Below are 18,096 nucleotides of genomic sequence, written 5' to 3' on the forward strand. Positions count from 1 at the left end.
CCGTTGCGCAGAGGATGTGCTGCTAGTCAGGCGCGTCCGTAGGGGCTTCGTAGCCTTCGGGAATCATCGGCACTGCGGCATCCAGGGCTCCCGTATAGACACGCGCTGAGCTAAGGCGGCCACCTTCACCCTCACCGCTTAGTTTCACGTGCAACCTTTTCGCGGTGACAACGGGCAATTGGTGAATGCGACGGTTGCCCACCGTCTTCCCCTCAACAAGGCCCACTCCACCAGGTCCCGCTCCCCCAACACCGGGATCACCAATACCGGGATCACCAATACCGTCATCACCAAACACCGTGTGCTGGGTGATCCGCTGCCCCGAACTCAGGTCCTCCACGAGCTCCAGCTGGTTGAATGTCACCGCGGCCGGAAAGCCCAGGGTCGCTCCGCCGTCGTGATGTTCAACAGTGGCTTCAACCGCGCCGGAGAGGCGACGGTCCAGCTCGGCCTTCCACTCCTGGAGCCTCGCGACATCCTGCTCCGGAATCAACCCACGCGTGTCCGGCGGAAGGTTCAGCAGGAGGTTCGCCCCCATTCCCACCGATTGGTAGTAAATCGCAAGCAGGTGTTCGGTGGATTTGGGCTCGTCGTCCGGGTGCCAGAACCAGCCGCGGCGGAGGGAAACATCGCACTCCGGCGGCAGATAGTGTTCGGCCCGCAGCCCGGAGCTGGAATCCGTGTACTGGGTATCGGACGTGCGGTCCACCACGTAGTTCACGGGGTCTGACGCCAGTCCGTTTTCATTGCCTACCCAGCGGATGGTGGGCTGGCCCATGTTGAAGATCATGGCGTCCGGCTGGTGCTCCTTAACAACAGCGATGATCCGTTCCCAGTCATACTCCCGGCCAACAGACCCGGCGCCGTCGAACCACAGTTCCATCAGCGGGCCGTAACCGGTGCAGAGTTCCGTGAGCTGCTGAACGTAGAAGTCGTCGTAGGCTGCGGGATCGCTGTAACAGGCCGCGTTCCGGTCCCAAGGTGACAGATAGAGCCCCAGCCCTACGCCCTGTTCCGCGCAGGCCTCGGCAACGTCGCGAACAACATCGCCTGAACCACGGCGCCACGGCGAGGACGCGACGGAGTAGTCGGTTGTCGCCGTGGGCCAGAGGCAGAATCCGTCGTGGTGCTTGGCAGTGAGAATCAAGTACCTCGCTCCGGCTTCCTTGGCCGCACGAACCCAGCTTCCGGCGTCGAGTTCTGTTGGGTTGAACTTCGACGGCGGAATGGTGCCGTCGCTCCACTCCTTGCCGGCGAAGGTATTGATGCCGAAGTGGATGAAGGCGCCGAATTCGAGGTGCTGCCAACGGAGCTGCGCGGGCGTGGGCGTCAGGTGGGTCACTGGGCGGCTTCCTGTCCGTGGATCAACCACTGCGCGGTGCGGATGATGGCGTGATCGCCTTGTTCGGTGCGTAGCCCCGCGATGTCGGATCGTGTCACGGCTGCCCCCTCAAAGAGACTGACGATGGCGGCCGCCACTCCCCTCAGGGTTGGCTCCGAGAGTTCCGGCCGGCCCCGCCGGACCACGCCTTGTACGTGCGCAGCGTATTGGGTGTAAAAGGACCGTAGAGCACCGGCCGCCTGATCATCCGAGGCGGCCAGTGCCCAAATCTCCACGTGCATCCGCACATCAGCCAACTCCGAATGCTCCAGAAGCAGCGCAGTGAGCAGCCGGTAGGAATCGTCCCGGGACAACGTACCTGACGCGTCTGAGCCGAGGTCGAACCCGGCGGTCTCCTCAAGCCGCCGCAGCGAGCGCTCCAGGGCCCGCTCAAGGACGGCGTGGATGAGGTCGGAGCGGGTGGGAAAGTAGTGCTGCAGATGCCCGATCCGCACCCCTGCGGCAGCGGCAAAGTCCCGCATTGCAGCATTCGCGTTGCCCTTGGTGACCAGTACTTCTTCAGCAGCGTCAAGGAGCGCAGCCTTCCTCAGAGCGCCCTTGCTTTCGGTCATGACCTCAATATTGTCACACCGTGCGATTCAAGTTCCGCGAGCCGGGACGCGGGATCCGGCGCGGATTCGGGGAAGGAAACACCGGGCCGTGCGCCCTCCGCGAGAACTGTGCGCAGCCCCAGCAATCCGCCCAGTGCGGTCAGATGGGCCTGGCCTTGAGGATCTGAAATGACGGCCGTTCGCATTCCCTCCGGCCCTTTTACGTCAACACGGATGTGGGCCGTGCCGCCCGCGCCGGGCGAGTACAACAGGGAGCGTCGTAGTGGTGACCACCGTTCCCCACTACCCCAGCGGAACAGTCCCACCGCACGTGCGGCGAGCAACGCCGTCGTGGACGTATTGGAGCTGAAGCCGATCCGGGTGGCCACCGATCCGGCGCCCAGGGTGAGCGGCAAAGTGAACTGTTCGGGCGTGTCGAGCCGCGCCACCTTGGTACGGTGCCCGGCAATGTCCACCCAACGGGTGTCGCTCAAGGGACGTACGACGGCGGCCTTACCGCCTTTGCGTACTTCAAAGTCCAGTCCCAGCCGGTCCATGAAGTCCACAGAGTCAACTCCAGCGCGGTCGTTGATGTCGTAGCGGATGGCGACGTCAATCTGGTCACTGCCACCCGCGTCCTGGGCCAAAGCTGCAGCGACGATGTTGATCACGCCGCCCATCCAGCCAGAGCTCAGCAATACAGGAGCAGTTGGCCGCAGGAGGGTTGCCAGGGTGGCCGCCCTGGTGACGCGGCTGGTCCAGCGGGTGACGTCGACGTACGGAATCCCGGCAGTGACGGCAGCACGGAGAACCCTGTCATCGGGATCGTTGACAGTACTGATCACCGCCCTGACCTTGGCCTCGAAGGGTTCCGGGCGGCTGAGGTCCCACCATCGAAGCGTCACGTTGCCGCCTGCCAGATGGCTGCCGCGATCCGGGTTCCTGCCGGTGAGGAGCAACGGCCATTGTGTACCTACGAGTCGCGTGAGTGCCGTGCCAACGGTGCCGTAGCCGCCGACGATCAGGATGGGACCGGTGGGATCAGATTCAAGGAGATCATTCATAATGCTCACTTTAGGTCATTTGACCTAGAAATTCACAAATGCTGGCACCCCTGTAGCTGCCACGCAACCGGGAGTAGGCTGCAAGCATCTGCCCGGAGCACTACACCGCGTACGCAAAGGAGAGATCATGACCCTTCCTCCCACTCACGAGCCCGAGCCGTTCCCCCCGGACCCAGGACCAGTGCCGCCGCCGGACCCCACCACGCCGTTTCCACCCAGCCCCATTCCAGATCCAAACCCCGCGCCGGGGCCGTCGCCGGCTCCCGACCCAGGTCCGATACCTCCGCACCCTGACCCGACGCACTAGATCCGACGCACTAGATCCGACGCGCCAGGAAGGGGCATTAGTCAGTAGGCTTATGTTTGATCTGGTCGGTTGACCGATGCGAACGTACAGGAGCCCCGATGACGGCACACGAGGAAACAGCGCCCGTTTCCGTCCGCAAGCAACGCAAGCCCGACCTCTGGAAGGACTCCCTGGGCCGCGCGTCCGTGCGGGCAGCACAGATACTGCTCATTCTGACCCTGACGGTGGTGGCGATCTTCGGGCTGCTTCAAATCCGCCTGCTCGTTATCCCGGTGCTCATATCCCTGATCCTGGCGGCGGCCATAGGACCGTTCGTCAATATGCTTCGACGGCGCGGCTGGCGCGGCGGCCTGGCCACCGGCGTCGCATTCCTGGGCCTTCTCATAGTGCTTGGCGGGGTCATCACGGTGATCGTCCTGTCGGTGCGCAGCCAGTGGGACGAACTGATCAGCCAGGCCGCGGCCGGACTGGACGAGTTGGAGAACTTCCTGCTGACCGGGCCGTTTCCGATCGACCGGGAGCAGTTGAACCAGGCCCGTGAAGCGGCAGTGGAGTTCGCGCAGAGCAGTCAGGTGCGCTCCGGGGCGGTTACTGGGTTATCGGTGGTGACCGAGTTCCTTGCCGGCGCCGGCCTGGTGGTAGTGATCCTGTTCTTCTTCCTCAAGGACGGCGCCAAGATCTGGGAGTTCTTCCTGCGACCCTTCACCGGCCTGAGGGAAGCCAAGCTTCGCCGGGTTGGGAAGCGCACCATGGAGGTCCTGGGTGGCTACGTTCGAGGCACGGCGATCGTCGCATTGGTGGACACGGTAGCGATCGGCACGGTCCTGCTCATCCTCCAAGTGCCGCTGGCCATCCCCCTGGCAATCATCGTGTTCATCGGAGCCTTCGTCCCCTTGGTGGGGGCGACGGTCGCCGGGATCCTGGCAGCTTTGGTCGCCCTCGTCGCCAACGGCCCGATCGTGGCGCTGATCGTCGTGATCGCAGTGATCGCCGTCAATCAACTTGAAGGTGACCTCCTTCAGCCCGTGGTCATGGGCAAGTCCCTGGAACTGCACGCACTGGTCATCCTCATGGCGCTGACCGCGGGCACCATCCTCGCCGGGATCATCGGGGCCGTATTGTCCGTTCCCATTGCGGCAGTTGCCTGGGCCATTGTGCAGGTGTGGACGGCAGAAGATCCGGACCTGGAACCCATGAATCCGGATCTGCCGCCGGCCAACAGCCAACCGGCCTAGGGCCGGGGAAGAGAGCCTCGGAGGCAGCGATCAGCCCAGCGCCCTCTTGATCAGCTCCACGATCCTTGCCTCGACCTCCGGCGTGATTTCCTTCAGGGCGAACGACGTGGGCCACATGTCGCCGTCGTCGAGCTTGGCGTTTTCTTCGAAACCGAGCGTGGCATACCGGGCCTTGAACTTGTGGGAGCTTTGGAAGAAGACAATGTTCTTTCCATCCCTGGCGTAGGCCGGCATCCCATACCAGGTCTTTGGCGTGAGTTCGGGCGCATGCTCCTTGACGATCGCGTGAAGCGCTTCGGCTATGGCCTTGTCCCCCTCGGGCATCTCAGCAATTTTTGCCAGGACGTCAGCCTCGCCATCGGCTTTGGACGCCTTCTTTCGCGGAGCCTTCTTCAGTTCCTGTGCGCGCTCCTTCATCGCCGCGCGCTCTTCCTCCGTGAAGCCGTCGTAGGACTTGGTCTTATCGGATGTTCCGGTCTCAGCCATGGTGGGTTCCTTCGTCTCTGCTGCGTGATCGTGCGGTTAACCCCAAGCTACGGTGCCAGCCGGACGAAAGCTTCTCCGAAACTGCTCGACCTGCCCAACGGCCGCGATGACCAGTATGTACAACCGCGCAACTCTGCCCGCATTTGTCACCAAGAGACCTCACCAGCCAAAACCCTACGTAGGCACAGCCTGTACATACAACTTTCTCCGAGGGCTCGATTGCTGTTCATCACCGGTTGGGCCCACATATACCGCCTCACTCAATGCTGAGGGGGTACAAAGACCATTGATTGACCGTGCATTGAGCACGGCATGGGATTACGGAGCGCCATGACCAACCACCCCACGAGACCCTCACCTGTGTATCGCCATGCAGCATTGTCCGCCCTTTTGGCTGTTGCCTTGCTGCCTGTGGCCCTGCCAGCCGTCGCATCGCCGCATGAAATGCCCGATGCTCCGACCTTCAGTGTTGGCGGTGGACGTTATGAACAATCAGTATCGGTTCAGCTGGGGGCGGCCCCTGGAGAGACCATCCGTTACACCACGGACGGAACCGTTCCCTCGAAGGCCAGCCCGGCGTTTGCTGGCAAGCCGATCCAGGTTACCCAGGACATGAACCTCACGGCACGTGCGTTCAAGGGCAATCAACCGGGCGTCGTCTCCAGCGAGGGCTACCTCATCAGGAAGGGCGAGCAACCACTGGCCCGGTTCATGATTATGTCCGATGTACACGTGGGCAACTACGAAAGTGACCGAAAGCGCTGGGCATCGTATTTCGACACCATACAAAATGTGCTGGGCAGCCCCGATGCCATCCTGTCCAACGGCGACATGATCAACGACAACTGGAACGGTCGCGGTCAGGACCACAAAATCGTTCAGCGAATTTTCGCCGAGAACCTCGAGCGGAAAGGAATGTCCGGCACGGAAGTCTTCCTGTCATACGGAAACCACGATGCGACGCTGGCTGAACTTCGGGCCGGCTACCCCCAGGAATGGTTCCCGGACGCCGGTGGCGGATACTACCGAACCGAAGTCAACGGGGTTCCAATGATCACTGTCAACACGGAAAACTACTCCATCCAGCAGGGATCCTGGCTGCGGGAGCAACTGGCTGACATCACCGCCGATCCTTCGTATCGCGACCTCCCGGTCATCGTCCAAGGGCACCGGCCCGCCCCCGGAACGGTCATGGATGGACAACAGACCAGCAATCCACGCCTGACTCAGGATCTGTCAGCCTTTCCCCAAGCCATCTATTTCTCCGGCCACTCACACTTGAACCTGAACGATCCCCGATCCATTCACCAAAAGTCGTTCACAGCAGTTAACGACTCCAGCTCGTCGTACATTGAAATCGACCACGGCTACCAAATGCTGACCGACGAAGGGCAGCTGGCCAACCGATTTGAAACCCCAACGGCCCAAGGCGTTGCAGTTGAGGTGTACCCGGGCCGAACAGTCATCAACCGCATCAATTTCAATGCTGATCTCCACGACATCTACTCCGGCGGCCAATGGTCCGCGAATTGGCAGCCGCCGTATTCGTCCGATGGCACGTTGGCCGGCAAGCCTTGGGAAGTGAACACCAGCGGGGACGCCAGGAAGATCGTCGAGGGCTTCACGTACACGGACGCCCGCCGCAACAGCACCGCGCCAGCTTGGCCAGTGGCTCAGCCCCTGGAAGCGGGGACCAATGGAGAAGGCAACCTCACCCTGCGCATCAGTCAAGCTACTGACGACCAGATGGTGCATCACTATCTGGTCCGGGTGAAACGCGAAGATAACAACGAACAAGTCCTGGATACCAAGCTCGCCAACAGATTTGATGTTGTCCCGGTTCCCTCGGCCCTGGACGTACCACTTTCCGTGAAACGGGACGGTACGAGGTTCCTCGCCGAAGTCACGGCCGTGGACGCCCAAGGCAATGGCTCCCCGGTGGTCACAAGGGTCATCAAGTAGTTCGCCCAACAACCCGATCCCCCATGGGGCCTGAGCGCGGCTGCCGGCCGGCTCAGGCCCCTCAACGGCGCATCAGCTGACGGCGGTCAGGGCGTCGTCGTATATCGCCAACGCCTGGCGTACTTCCTCGGGGGTCACGACGGCGGGCGGCACCACGTGCACTCGGTTGTCGGCGATGAAGGGCAACAGTCCGCGCTGGAGCAGTTCCGCTTTGAGCTTGCCCATGAACGCTGCACTGACCGGCGTCCGGGTCTGGCGGTCCTCCACGAGCTCGAGTGCCCAGAACACACCCCGCCCACGGACTTCACCGATGACGTCGTGCCGATCAGCCAAAGATGCCAGGCCTGGCTCGAGGTGGTCGCGGCCAATCAGTGCGGCGTTCCCAATGATGTCTTCTTCTTCAAAGGCTTCGATGGAGGCAACAATCGAGGCAGCAGCCAGAGGATGCCCGGAGTAGGTGAGCCCGCCGGGGAAGACACAGTCATCGAACGTGGCCGAGATTTCTTCGGAGATGATGACGCCACCTACCGGGACGTAGCCCGAGTTGACGCCCTTGGCGAAGGTGATGAGATCGGGCCTGACATTGAAGGCGTCCAGGGCGAACCAGTCGCCGGTGCGTCCGAAGCCGGCCATGACCTCGTCCAGGATCAGGACGATTCCGTGCTGATCGCAGAGGGCGCGGACGCCCTCGAGGTAGCCGGGTGGCGGGAGCAGGATGCCGGCCGTCCCGGGAACGGTCTCCAGGAGCACTGCGGCAACGGACTGCGGCCCTTCCAGTTCGATGGTGCGGCGCAGGTGCTGCAGGGCGCGCTCCGCTTCCTGTTCCGGGGTCTCGGCCCAGAACTCGGAGCGGTAAAGGTAGGGGCCAAAGACGTGGACGTGTCCGCGGGAGTATTCGTTGGGGATGCGGCGCCAGTCTCCAGTGGCCACAATGGCTGCTCCGGTGTTGCCGTGGTACGAGCGGTAACGGGAGATGACCTTATCCCGCCCGGTGTGCAGGCGGGCCATGCGGATCGCATTCTCGTTGGCGTCCGCGCCGCCGTTGGTGAAGAACACCTTCTCCATTGTCGACGGTGCGTGGGACAGGACCTTCCGGGCCGCCAGGGCCCGGGTGTGGTTGGCATGCGCGGGAGCAACCGTGGTGAGCGTGTCCAGTTGCTGCTTGATGGCTTCGATGAGGCGCGGGTGCTGGTGGCCGATGTTCGTATTGACCAGCTGGCTGGAGAAGTCCAGGTAGGTCCTGCCCTCGTGGTCCCAGACAGTACTTCCGGATCCACCGGCTATGGCCATCGGCTTCAGCGCTTTCTGGGCTGACCAGGAGTGGAAGACATTCGCCGTGTCCAGCGCGGCGACCTCTGCGTTGGTGGTGGGAACAGCCAGGGCAGTCCGGGTGGGAGACATTGGAGGGTCCTCTCGAAAGGGCGGGTTGGGCTTCCCCTTCATCTTGGGCTTTTCAACAGAGCAACACCTCAGGACATTTGTATAGTTGGCAGGGTGTGGAACTACGTTTTTCCAAGGAGCGCCTGAGCATGCCACCAACCATCAACACCATCATTCGCAACAGCGCGCTGAACTTGAGACTGGTGACACCGGAGGCAGGTGATCCTGCGGTGGAAGCATCCGTGTCCTGGGTCCATAGTTCCGACCTTGACGACCCCACGCCATTCCTCGATCCGGGGCAGCTGCTGCTGACGGATGGAACGCAGTTCCCGGTGGGCGATGGTCCACTGGAGCTCTACAACGACTACGTGGCGCGGCTAGTCAAGCACGGGATCAGCGGCCTCGGTTTCGCCACCCAGGTGATTCACGGCGTGCTGCCATCAGGCCTGGTAGAGGCGTGCCGTAACCACGCGTTGCCGTTGCTGGAGGTCCCCGACAGGACGCCGTTCATCGCTGTCATACGATTCGTTGCAGATTTGCTGGCGAAGGAACAGAACGCCAGGTCCGAATGGTCGCTCCAAGCACAACGGGCCATCGCGCGGGCTGCCTTGCGTCCCGACGGCCTGCGTTCCATCCTGGCCGAGCTCGAACGGCAGCTGCATGGCTGGGTGGCGATGTTCGACGCCGCCGGAAACCACATCCTGATGCCCAATAACCGTCCCGTACCGTCGTCGATGATGCCCGGCGTCATGGATGCCGTACGGAAATCCTTGGACCAAGGCTCGCGATCGGTCTCGCAATTGACGGTCGACGGCGAGCAGATCACCTTGCAGACGCTGGGCCGCCGGCATCATTTGCGCGGAGTGCTGGTCCTGGGCGCCATCGAACCCCTGGACCCGGCCCGCACGGACATCATCAACAGTGTGATCGCACTGGCGAGCCTCGCCTTGGAGCAAACGCGCACCCTCGATACCGCACGCCGCCACCTGCGTGCAGGCGTTTTTGAGCAATTGCTGGCAGGAAGCACGGACGTTGCCGAGCGCACGGCCCGCCAGGTCTGGGGCAGGTTGCCCGCAGACCCCGTGGTGGTGACCATGGCCCAACCTCCGGGGCAAGGACAGAACCTCCTGGAGGCGCTGGAACTGTTGTCGGATGACCACCGTGGCGCCGTCTTTTACGCCCAACGGAACGAGAACATTGTGGTGCTGGCAGGCCCAGCACTCCAGCAAAAGGTCGCAGTCCTCCTGGAACGGTACGGCGCGACGGCGGGCGCGTCGGCAGAGACGGACGTCGCCCACCTCGCCAAGGCCTTGAAGGAAGCAGAGCGATCATTGCAAAGGGCTCTGGAACTCGCCCGCCCACTTGTGGCCTTCGAAGAAATCTCCCGGGGCGGGATGCTGGGCCTGCTGCACAGTGATGAAGCCGGCTCCGTTGCCCGGCGGCTCATTGAGCCTTTGGCCAAGCACGACGACGCCGAACAGACCCAGCTGCTGCCAACAGTCTCAGCGTGGTTGGCGAACAACTGCGTCTGGGATCGGACGGCACGGCAGTTGGGGATCCACCGGCACACCCTCAGGAACCGGATCGATGCTGCTGGCACCGTTTTAGGGCTCAATCTGGATAGTCTGCGCGACAGGCTGGAACTGTTCGCCGCCGTCGAGTTCCTGGAAGAGCGTTAGCCCAACGCTCTCCCGTTTCCCCCTAGTTCTGGGGGAAACCGAGGTTGATGCCGCCATGGCTGGGGTCGAGCCAGCGTGAGGTGATGGCCTTTTCGCGGGTGAAGAACTGGAATCCCTGCAAGCCGTAAGCCTTGGAGCTGCCGAAGATGGAGTCCTTGAAACCGCCGAAGGAGTAGTAGGCCACGGGCACGGGAATCGGCACGTTGATCCCGACCATGCCGACTTCAACTTCGGTCTGGAAGCGGCGGGCCGCTCCGCCGTCGTTCGTGAAAATCGCCGTCCCGTTGCCGAAGGCGCCGGAGTTGATCAGGTGCAGGCCCTCTTCGTAGCTGTTCACGCGGACCACGGCCAGGACAGGGCCGAAGATTTCCTCGGTGTACACGCGGGAGGTGACGGGAACGTCGTCGATCAGCGTCGGGCCGAGCCAGAAGCCGTTCTGGTCGCCGTCCACCTCGATGCCACGGCCATCCACTACAACCTTGGCGCCATCTTCGAGGGCGACGTCGATGTAGGCGGCCACTTTGTCCCGGTGCTGGCGGGTAACCAACGGGCCCATGTCGCAGTTGCGGCGGCCGTCACCGATCTTCAGGGTTGACATCCGGGCGGTGATTTTCTCGATCAACGCGTCGGCAACGGGCTCGACCGCCACCACCACGCTGATGGCCATGCACCGCTCCCCCGCGGAACCGAAGCCGGCGTTGATGGCAGCGTCGGCAGTCAGGTCGAGGTCAGCGTCGGGCAGGACCAGCATGTGGTTCTTCGCGCCGCCGAGAGCCTGGACGCGCTTGCCTTTGCGGGCCGCGGTCTCGTAGATGTACTGGGCGATCGGGGTGGAACCGACAAAGGAAATCGCCTTCACATCCGGGTGCTCCAGGAGCCCGTCCACGGCCTCCTTGTCGCCGTGCAGGACGTTGAAGACACCATCCGGAAGGCCCGCCTCGGTGAAGAGGGCAGCGAGCCAGTTGGCCGCCGTCGGGTCCTTCTCGCTCGGCTTCAGCACCACAGTGTTGCCGGCCGCGATGGCGATCGGGAGGAACCACAGCGGCACCATGGCCGGGAAGTTGAACGGGCTGATGATGCCAACGACGCCCAGCGGCGCTTTGGTGGAGTAGACGTCGACGCCGGTGGAGACATTCTCTGAATGCTCGCCCTTGATGAGGTGCGGGAAGCCGGTGGCCAGTTCCACGACTTCCTGGCCGCGGGTGATTTCCCCGAGGGCGTCGGAAACTACCTTGCCGTGCTCGGAGGTAATGATCTCCGCGAGTTCGCCCTTGCGTTCATTCAGCAGTTCCCGGAAGCGGAAGATGATCTGCTGACGCTTGGTGATGGACATGTCGCGCCAGGCGGGGAAAGCCTTGTGGGCTGAGGCGATGGCCGATTCGATGTCCTCGGCGTTGCCAAGGTTGACCATCTTGGTTTCCCTGCCCAAGGCAGGATCGAAGACGGGGGCCGTGCGGTCGCCGGCCGACGGCGCCGCGGCGCCTCCGATCCAGTGCGGAACCACGGGGAGCTGGTTGATTTCAGTCACTGCACTCTCTTTTCTGACGGCGGATCGATGTGCGAAGCATCTGGATCCACCGTAGGTTCGCCACCGCTCTTCCTGCTCACTCCATTAAGCCAAAGAGCCAAGTCCTGTTGGACATATGTCTATGACGCACCCTTGAGTTCTTTCACGGTTAACCTCGACGCCATCCCGCTTCCCTACTGTGATCCCGCTTGGGGGATCGGAATCAACAGAGGGAAATGCAATGTGCACCGCAGATGATCAGACCACCCACAGCCGAAGCATGGAGCTCGCCGACGCTGAGCTGAAAACCATGGGATTGAGCCGCCGGCGCATCCTGCAGTCGGCCGGCATCATGGCCGCCAGCACCGCCGCCACAGTTGCCATGGCCCGGCCGGCGATGGCGAACCCGGGCGGGAACGATCCCCAACTGACGTGGCTGGTGGGCGACCACCACGTCCACACCCAGTACAGTCACGACGCCAAGTACATGGTCAAGCAGCAACTCGACACCGCCCAGTCCTATGGCGTGGACTGGGTGGCATTGACGGAACACAGCAACTTTGGCCATGCCAACAACGGCGGCGCGGTGAACACCAACAAGGAAATCCAGGCGCAGCGTGCTGCCCGCCCGGAGCTGCTGATCTTCCAAGGGCTCGAGTGGTACATCCCCGGCGCGGAACACGCATCCGTACTGGTGGCCCCCGGACCCAACGAGGTGAACCTCCTGCGCACCTTCGAGTTGGTGTGGGACGGAAAGCTGAACCAGTGGGAGAAGCCGATTCCCGGGACTGCCCAAGTGGAAACCTTCGAGCGGAAGGCTGTTGAGGCCATCGCGTGGCTGGCCAACCAGAAGCGTTCCGGCTACATCGAGGACGTGGTGGCTTTGGCCAACCACCCCATGCGCCTGGGCATCGATTCCCCGCACGAGCTCCGCGCCTGGCGCGACGCTGCCCGCGACGTCATGATCGGCATGGAAGGTGCACCCGGGGCCCAAGGCTCGGGAGTCAGTCAGTTCTCCAGGGCCGGAGACCAGCGCGGCGAGTACACCAACAACCCCACCCAGTTCAGCTTCCCCGGCTACCCGGCGGACGCCTTCCGTCCCTACGGCGGCTTCGACTGGGCCACGGCAACCGTGGGCGGCATGTGGGATTCCATGCTCGCCGAGGGCCTGCCGTTCTGGATCACGTCCAACTCAGACAACCACCTCACCGTGAAGGACACGTGGAAGACCGGCCCCTACCCGGCAGAGGAGCCCTATCTCAGCCTGTCCAACGAGTTCGACCGGTGGGCCGTCACCGGCAAACGGCCGGACCCCTTCGATTCAGGCGAAAAGCAGGGCGGCAGCGACTACTGGCCCGGACAGTTCAGCCGTCTGCACACGGGCGTCACCGAGCGCTCCTACACCGGCGTTTTGGACGCCATGCGCAGGGGCCGGATGTGGGTGGACCACGGACACCTGCTGCAAGGACTGGATGTCCGCGTCCGCGAAGTCCGGGGCAACAGCGCAGGTAACAGCAACGGACGCAACGGCGTCACGCTCGGTTCCCGGCTGCAGGTTCGGCGAGGCGCCGACGTCGAAATTTCCATCACCATTACGACGACGGACTACCGCAACTTTGCGGGGATTCTTCCGAAACTCGCCCATGTGGATGTGATCGGCGGCGCTGTGACCGGTGCTGCGGCGGATCGCGACACGTTGAAGGCGCCGGGAACCGCAGTGTGGAAGCAGTTGGACGTCTCAGGCCGCACGGGCACGTTCACCATCAAGCATGTCATCAAGGACGTCCAAAAGTCCTGCTACTTCCGTCTTCGCGGCAGTGATGGAAACCGGCACGGCGCTGGATACTACGGCGCATCCGTGGACCCCGCCGGGCCCATCCGCCACGGAAACAACCTCGGCGACGCCGATCCCTGGACGGATACCTGGTTCTACGCGAACCCGGTATTCATCGACGTGGCTTAGTCATCACTCCGATGCCGTGCTCACTTCGCCTTCCTCGGGATCATCGGCGGAACGGACCTCACTCCGGATAACGCCCAATTCCTCAAGCTGGGCCGACATTCCTGCACCATCGGGAGCATAAATCCACGGCACGCCGGGCGTGGGCTGGCCACCGGACTTCGAACGGCCACCCGCGAGCACCGCCTCACCGGCGGAGAGTTGTCGGATGGCGATGGCCTTGACGTTCTCGGGATGCCGTTGGGCGAACTCCGAGTAGATGGCTTCGTCATGTTGTCCGTCGTCGCCCACCAGCAACCACTTGATGTGGGGGAACTCTTCCGCGAGTCGCTCCAGGGAATTCCTCTTGTGCTCCTGGCCGCTGCGGAACCAGCGGTCAGGAGTAGGGCCCCAGTCAGTCAGCAGCTTGGGACCGGCCGGGTACAGGTTGCGGGACAGGAACCTGGACAGCGTGGGGGCTACATTCCACGCTCCAGTGGACAGGTACAGAACAGGTGCTGAAGGGGCCGTCCGGGCGATGCGCTCATACAATACAGCCATGCCCGGGGTGGGCGTCCTCGCGTGCTCGTTGAGGACAAAGGTGTTCCAGGCAGCCAAGAACGGCCGGGGCAATGCCGTCACCATCACGGTGTCGTCGATGTCGGACACCACACCAAATTCGGTGTCGTCCGCAACGATCTCAACGGGAGCCTCCACTTCCCTGGACTCACCGGATTGCAGGGTGATGGTGTGCCAACCGGCGTCCAGGGCTACCGGTATACGAGCATCGACGACGCCCCCTCGGTCAGCCCTTACGTCGAAGACGGTGCCCGCGATGGTCACGTTCACCCGGGCATGGGCCACGGGCGCACTGGTGAAGTTGCGCCAACCACGCATGCTTTCCTGCAGGGGTTTGGCGTGACCAGCAGCGTCCCTGGGGTCACTGCGGACGACACGTGCCAGGACCCTTACCCAGGATGTACTTCCGTACCCCGTGTAGGGAATGACCGTTTCAACCCGGCCACGCCGGATGGCCAGACGCGTCTGAAAACCAAGCCACGCGTCGTCGAGCCTCATGGCGAGGTGACGGCGACCTTTGCCCAGCGGTGTGAGGCTGTCATTGCCAACGTCGTCGGAAAGGGGGCGCGGTTTTATGGGACGGGGAGACATACGTCCAGTCTTCCATGGCTGCGGACGTGTTTCATTGCTAAACGGCAGTTGTTGGCGCCCGGCCTTCGTCGCCATGCTGCTTGCGGGCTTCAGCGGCCCGGAGTCGATCCAGCCTGTTCATCAATGGCGCCGTAGTAGCTCCGTGCACCACGATGGACAGGGCAACCACCAAGCCGATCAGGGCCCACAAGTCGTGTGCCTCGGCGTCGAAGTTTCCATGGGTCAGGGCATATGCCACGTAATAGAGCGAACCGATCCCGCGAATGCCGAAATAGGAAATGGCAAGTCTTTCACGCGGACCGGTCTTGCCACGCATCAGCCCGAGCCATCCAGCCAAGGGGCGGACCAGGAGGAGGAACGCGAACGCAACCAACAACTCCGCCCAGCCGATCCCCTCCAACAGTCCGCGGGCTATGGCACCGCCAAGGAGCACCAGGATCACCACCGTCATGAGCCGCTCCAGCTGCTCCACGTAGCTGTGCAGCACCTGGTGATATGCGTGGTGGCGCTCAGAGGAGCGGATGGTCACAGCGCAGATGAAGACAGCGATGAATCCATAGCCTTCCACCAGTTCAGTCACTCCATACGCAAGGAAAGTGGCAGCGAGCGCCACGAAGCCCTCGGAGTGATCCGACAACCGGAAGCTTTTGACCTTGGCGGAGAAGAAGATCTGGCTGAGGAGTTTGCCGGTACCGAAACCGAGCAGAAGACCCACAGCTATTCGCCACAGAACGTCCAGGCCAACCCACTCCCCCAGCCAGGCTTCCGGTGATGCCCCTACCACGCTGATGAGGATGGCCAGGTACACAAACGGGAAGGCAAGTCCATCATTCAACCCCGCCTCCGAGGTCAAGGCGAAGCGGACCTCGTCCTCGTCCGGGTCATCCTCAGCGTCCGCAGGTTTTCCCACTTGGACTTCGGAGGCAAGCACTGGGTCTGTGGGGGCAATCGCCGCGGCCACCAGGATGGCCGCGGCAAGGCCAAGTCCCAACACCCACAGCCCGAGCAGCGTCATCACCAGAATGCACAATGGCATGACGATTCCGAGCAGACGCCAGGTAGTGGACCATCCACGCCAACGGAACGGTCTATCCAGGGCCAGTCCGGCGCCCATGAGGGAAATGATGACGCAGACTTCGGTCAGGTGCGTCGTAAAATCCGCGTGCAGGACGGGGTCCGGGCTTGGCAGGTCTGGAAGCAGGGTGAACGCCAGGACTCCACTGCCCAAAAAGACCATGGGCATGGAAAGCGGCATATTGCGCAGCAATTTCGGCAGAACCGCCGCGGCTAATACCGCAACGCCTGCCGAGAGGAACAAGATGCTGGGGACTTCAAACACGTATAGTCCTCTTCCTGACGAGCCGAACGGCGCGTGGTAGTAGCTAGTCCGCCGCACGTTACAGGATGAAAGCTAAGACTACTTATCACCCTACGGCGAGGGCCACCCGGCTGACAACACAGACACCCGGAGGGCAGGCCCGGCGCCCATTTTTGCCCCCTGCTAGGGTACGTAAATGCTGGAAACGCCGCCAGGAACTGCGGGGGAAGTACCTGAAACTGGGACGGGCGAGCTGGTCGCTGCGTGCGTCTTTGCGTTGGTCGCGTCAACCATTGTGATGCCACGCCTGAGTGGCCCTGGCGATCATTTCGCCATGTGGTCAGCCCTGATCCCACTCCTCGTCATTCTGGTACAGGACTTCAGCGTCGATTCAAGGCATCGCTAATGGCGTGCCCCCCGGGGGGCGCGAAAGCGGCACTTAGGCCTGCGGGGAGGAAATCGTGCTCAGCGCTGCGTCGATCAGAACCTCGGCTGCTTGCCGTGCCTGCCCGGCGGCATCGGACGTCCCTGCGATGGCCGCCGTCGTCTGGGCACCCTCGGCGAGGATGGCCAGTTGCGGCGCCAAATAGGCTGGGGCACCAGCCTCCATTGCCAGGCGGGCGACGTATTCCTGGAACGACTCCTTGTGCTTCCGCGCGTACTCGGCAACCTCGGGGCTCACGGCACCCAGTTCGGCGAAGCTGTTGATGAACCCGCACCCGCGGAATGAGTCCTGGCAGAACCAGCCGGCGAGGTAGTCGAAGATAGCGAGGAGACGCTCACGCGGCGTCCCGGATTGTCGGACAGTAGCGTCCAGCCCTTCGGTCCAGGACTGATGGCGGTGCTCCAACACGGCCATGACAATGCTGCTCTTTGACGGGAATTCCCCATAGAGCTTCTTCAGTGAAACCCCGGCAGCGGAACGCAACTCGTCCATCCCAACAGCCTGGATTCCCTTGGCGTTGTAGAGCTCGTCAGCAGTGGCAACGATGCGTTCGCGGACCTCGGAAATATTCATGCATCCATTCTACTTGCAATGAGAACGAACGTTCTCTACTATGAAGAACACAGAGGGAGAACGACCGTTCTCCACTTCGAGAAAAGGGACATGATCATGGGCTTCATCAAAGTCGGCACCGAGAACACCACGGACATCGAGCTCTACTACGAAGACCACGGAACAGGCCAGCCCGTAGTCCTGATCCACGGCTACCCGCTGGATGGCGGCTCCTGGGAGAAGCAGTCCGCAGCCCTCCTCAACGCCGGCTACCGGGTCATCACCTACGATCGCCGCGGATTCGGCAAGTCCAGCAAGCCGACCACCGGCTACGACTACGACACCTTCGCAGCGGACCTGAACACCGTGCTGGAAACCCTGGACCTGCAGAACGTGGTGCTGGTCGGATTCTCGATGGGCACCGGCGAAGTTGGACGCTACCTCGGCACCTACGGTGAAGCCCGCATTGCCAAGGCCGCCTTCCTGGCATCCCTCGAACCCTTCCTCCTCCAAACCGACGACAACCCCACCGGTGTCCCGTCTTCGGTGTTCGACGGCATCCGCAACGCTGCGATCGAGGACCGCTACGCCTGGTTCACCAACTTCTACAACGATTTCTTCAACACCGATAACTTCCTGGGCAACCGCCTCAGCGAAGAAGCCCTGCGGAATGCCTGGAACGTCGCAGCCGGCTCGTCCTGGTACGCATCCTTCGCAGTAGTGGATTCCTGGCTCACGGACTTCCGCTCCGACATCGAGAAGGTCACCGTCCCGTCCCTGATCGTCCACGGCACCGATGACCGCATCCTGCCCATCGATGCCACCGGCCGCGAGTTCACCAAGCGCCTGCCCTCCGCCGAGTACGTGGAGATCGAGGACGCCCCGCACGGCATGCTCTGGACGCACGGTGCGGAAATCAACGAGGTCCTGCTGCGCTTCCTGGCGAAGTAGCCACGCCCCACGCCTCAGCGCGCACAAGCTAAAGACCATCACGACGGCGGCAGGTCGCCCTGGTTCCACTGGAACCAAAGGCGGCCTGCCGTCGTCGTGCGTTGACGTAGCGCACGTCACGTCCTATGATTTATGAATCGATTCAAGATGTAACCTTCCTCACGCTGAA

14 protein-coding genes are annotated in these 18,096 nt (G+C 62.6%); 5 read left to right on the forward strand and 9 right to left on the reverse strand.

Annotated elements, in window-relative coordinates:
- Positions 1–22: 22 nt before the first annotated feature.
- Genes ACIQLI_RS00820 through ACIQLI_RS00830 form a run of 3 tightly spaced genes read right to left on the reverse strand, consistent with a single transcriptional unit; the run spans position 23 to position 2,996 of the window.
- Positions 23–1,342, reverse strand: coding sequence for an alpha-L-fucosidase (locus ACIQLI_RS00820; RefSeq protein ID WP_400383997.1), 1,320 nt, complete (start codon positions 1,340–1,342; stop codon positions 23–25).
- Positions 1,339–1,953, reverse strand: a complete 615-nt coding sequence (locus tag ACIQLI_RS00825) for a TetR family transcriptional regulator (RefSeq protein ID WP_400384000.1) — start codon at positions 1,951–1,953, stop codon at positions 1,339–1,341. The genes ACIQLI_RS00820 and ACIQLI_RS00825 overlap by 4 nt, the downstream gene beginning before the upstream one ends.
- A complete protein-coding gene (locus ACIQLI_RS00830; RefSeq protein ID WP_400384003.1) occupies positions 1,950–2,996 on the reverse strand; it encodes a saccharopine dehydrogenase in 1,047 nt (348 codons plus the stop codon). Before ACIQLI_RS00830 ends, ACIQLI_RS00825 begins: the two co-directional genes overlap by 4 nt.
- A gap of 405 nt (positions 2,997–3,401) precedes the next feature.
- Between ACIQLI_RS00830 and ACIQLI_RS00835 the strand changes: the two genes are divergently transcribed.
- Complete coding sequence (locus ACIQLI_RS00835) at positions 3,402–4,538, forward strand: AI-2E family transporter (protein ID WP_354228919.1); 1,137 nt, start codon at positions 3,402–3,404, stop codon at positions 4,536–4,538.
- A gap of 30 nt (positions 4,539–4,568) precedes the next feature.
- On the opposite strand, the gene ACIQLI_RS00840 is transcribed toward ACIQLI_RS00835, so the two are convergent.
- Positions 4,569–5,024 (reverse strand): iron chaperone, encoded by a 456-nt coding sequence (locus ACIQLI_RS00840; protein WP_400384006.1) that lies wholly within the window; start codon positions 5,022–5,024, stop codon positions 4,569–4,571.
- A gap of 330 nt (positions 5,025–5,354) precedes the next feature.
- On the opposite strand from ACIQLI_RS00840, the gene ACIQLI_RS00845 reads away from it, so the two are divergent.
- Positions 5,355–6,986: a metallophosphoesterase gene (locus ACIQLI_RS00845; protein WP_400384009.1), complete on the forward strand. Its 1,632-nt coding sequence runs from the start codon at positions 5,355–5,357 to the stop codon at positions 6,984–6,986.
- A 72-nt stretch (positions 6,987–7,058) separates the two neighbouring features.
- Here the strand turns inward: ACIQLI_RS00845 and ACIQLI_RS00850 are convergent, their stop codons facing one another.
- Entirely contained in the window at positions 7,059–8,387 is a 1,329-nt protein-coding gene (locus ACIQLI_RS00850; protein WP_400384012.1) for an aspartate aminotransferase family protein, read from the reverse strand.
- A 128-nt stretch (positions 8,388–8,515) separates the two neighbouring features.
- Here ACIQLI_RS00850 and ACIQLI_RS00855 point away from each other — a divergent pair, with 128 nt between their 5' ends.
- Positions 8,516–10,045 (forward strand): PucR family transcriptional regulator, encoded by a 1,530-nt coding sequence (locus ACIQLI_RS00855; RefSeq protein WP_400384015.1) that lies wholly within the window; start codon positions 8,516–8,518, stop codon positions 10,043–10,045.
- 22 nt (positions 10,046–10,067) lie between these two features.
- Here the strand turns inward: ACIQLI_RS00855 and ACIQLI_RS00860 are convergent, their stop codons facing one another.
- The gene (locus ACIQLI_RS00860) at positions 10,068–11,573 is read right to left on the reverse strand and encodes a CoA-acylating methylmalonate-semialdehyde dehydrogenase (protein WP_400384018.1); all 1,506 of its coding nucleotides are present in this window, start codon (positions 11,571–11,573) and stop codon (positions 10,068–10,070) included.
- A 220-nt stretch (positions 11,574–11,793) separates the two neighbouring features.
- On the opposite strand from ACIQLI_RS00860, the gene ACIQLI_RS00865 reads away from it, so the two are divergent.
- A complete protein-coding gene (locus ACIQLI_RS00865) occupies positions 11,794–13,515 on the forward strand; it encodes a PHP domain-containing protein (protein WP_400384021.1) in 1,722 nt (573 codons plus the stop codon).
- A 3-nt stretch (positions 13,516–13,518) separates the two neighbouring features.
- Here ACIQLI_RS00865 and ACIQLI_RS00870 read toward each other — a convergent pair whose 3' ends face one another.
- From ACIQLI_RS00870 to ACIQLI_RS00880, 3 genes are all read right to left on the reverse strand, one after another.
- Positions 13,519–14,661, reverse strand: a complete 1,143-nt coding sequence (locus ACIQLI_RS00870) for an App1 family protein (RefSeq protein ID WP_400384024.1) — start codon at positions 14,659–14,661, stop codon at positions 13,519–13,521.
- A 37-nt stretch (positions 14,662–14,698) separates the two neighbouring features.
- Positions 14,699–16,000, reverse strand: coding sequence for a cation:proton antiporter (locus ACIQLI_RS00875; RefSeq protein ID WP_400384027.1), 1,302 nt, complete (start codon positions 15,998–16,000; stop codon positions 14,699–14,701).
- Positions 16,001–16,418: 418 nt separating this feature from the next.
- Complete coding sequence (locus ACIQLI_RS00880) at positions 16,419–16,997, reverse strand: TetR/AcrR family transcriptional regulator (protein WP_400384030.1); 579 nt, start codon at positions 16,995–16,997, stop codon at positions 16,419–16,421.
- A 96-nt stretch (positions 16,998–17,093) separates the two neighbouring features.
- Here ACIQLI_RS00880 and ACIQLI_RS00885 point away from each other — a divergent pair, with 96 nt between their 5' ends.
- Positions 17,094–17,927 carry an alpha/beta fold hydrolase gene (locus tag ACIQLI_RS00885; protein WP_400384033.1) on the forward strand — a complete coding sequence of 278 codons (834 nt, stop codon included), beginning with the start codon at positions 17,094–17,096 and terminating at the stop codon, positions 17,925–17,927.
- Positions 17,928–18,096 lie beyond the last annotated feature (169 nt).

The organism is Paenarthrobacter sp. NPDC091669, assembly GCF_044756725.1.
GTDB classification, from domain to species: domain Bacteria; phylum Actinomycetota; class Actinomycetes; order Actinomycetales; family Micrococcaceae; genus Arthrobacter; species Arthrobacter bambusae_C.

Coding starts and splice junctions, on each gene's coding strand:
- ACIQLI_RS00825 (WP_400384000.1), bottom strand. CDS start 1,953: ATGACCGAAAGCAAGGGCGCTCTGAGGAAGGCTGCGCTCCTTGACGCT.
- ACIQLI_RS00830 (WP_400384003.1), bottom strand. CDS start 2,996: ATGAATGATCTCCTTGAATCTGATCCCACCGGTCCCATCCTGATCGTC.
- ACIQLI_RS00835 (WP_354228919.1), top strand. CDS start 3,402: ATGACGGCACACGAGGAAACAGCGCCCGTTTCCGTCCGCAAGCAACGC.
- ACIQLI_RS00840 (WP_400384006.1), bottom strand. CDS start 5,024: ATGGCTGAGACCGGAACATCCGATAAGACCAAGTCCTACGACGGCTTC.
- ACIQLI_RS00845 (WP_400384009.1), top strand. CDS start 5,355: ATGACCAACCACCCCACGAGACCCTCACCTGTGTATCGCCATGCAGCA.
- ACIQLI_RS00850 (WP_400384012.1), bottom strand. CDS start 8,387: ATGTCTCCCACCCGGACTGCCCTGGCTGTTCCCACCACCAACGCAGAG.
- ACIQLI_RS00855 (WP_400384015.1), top strand. CDS start 8,516: ATGCCACCAACCATCAACACCATCATTCGCAACAGCGCGCTGAACTTG.
- ACIQLI_RS00865 (WP_400384021.1), top strand. CDS start 11,794: ATGTGCACCGCAGATGATCAGACCACCCACAGCCGAAGCATGGAGCTC.
- ACIQLI_RS00870 (WP_400384024.1), bottom strand. CDS start 14,661: ATGTCTCCCCGTCCCATAAAACCGCGCCCCCTTTCCGACGACGTTGGC.
- ACIQLI_RS00880 (WP_400384030.1), bottom strand. CDS start 16,997: ATGAATATTTCCGAGGTCCGCGAACGCATCGTTGCCACTGCTGACGAG.
- ACIQLI_RS00885 (WP_400384033.1), top strand. CDS start 17,094: ATGGGCTTCATCAAAGTCGGCACCGAGAACACCACGGACATCGAGCTC.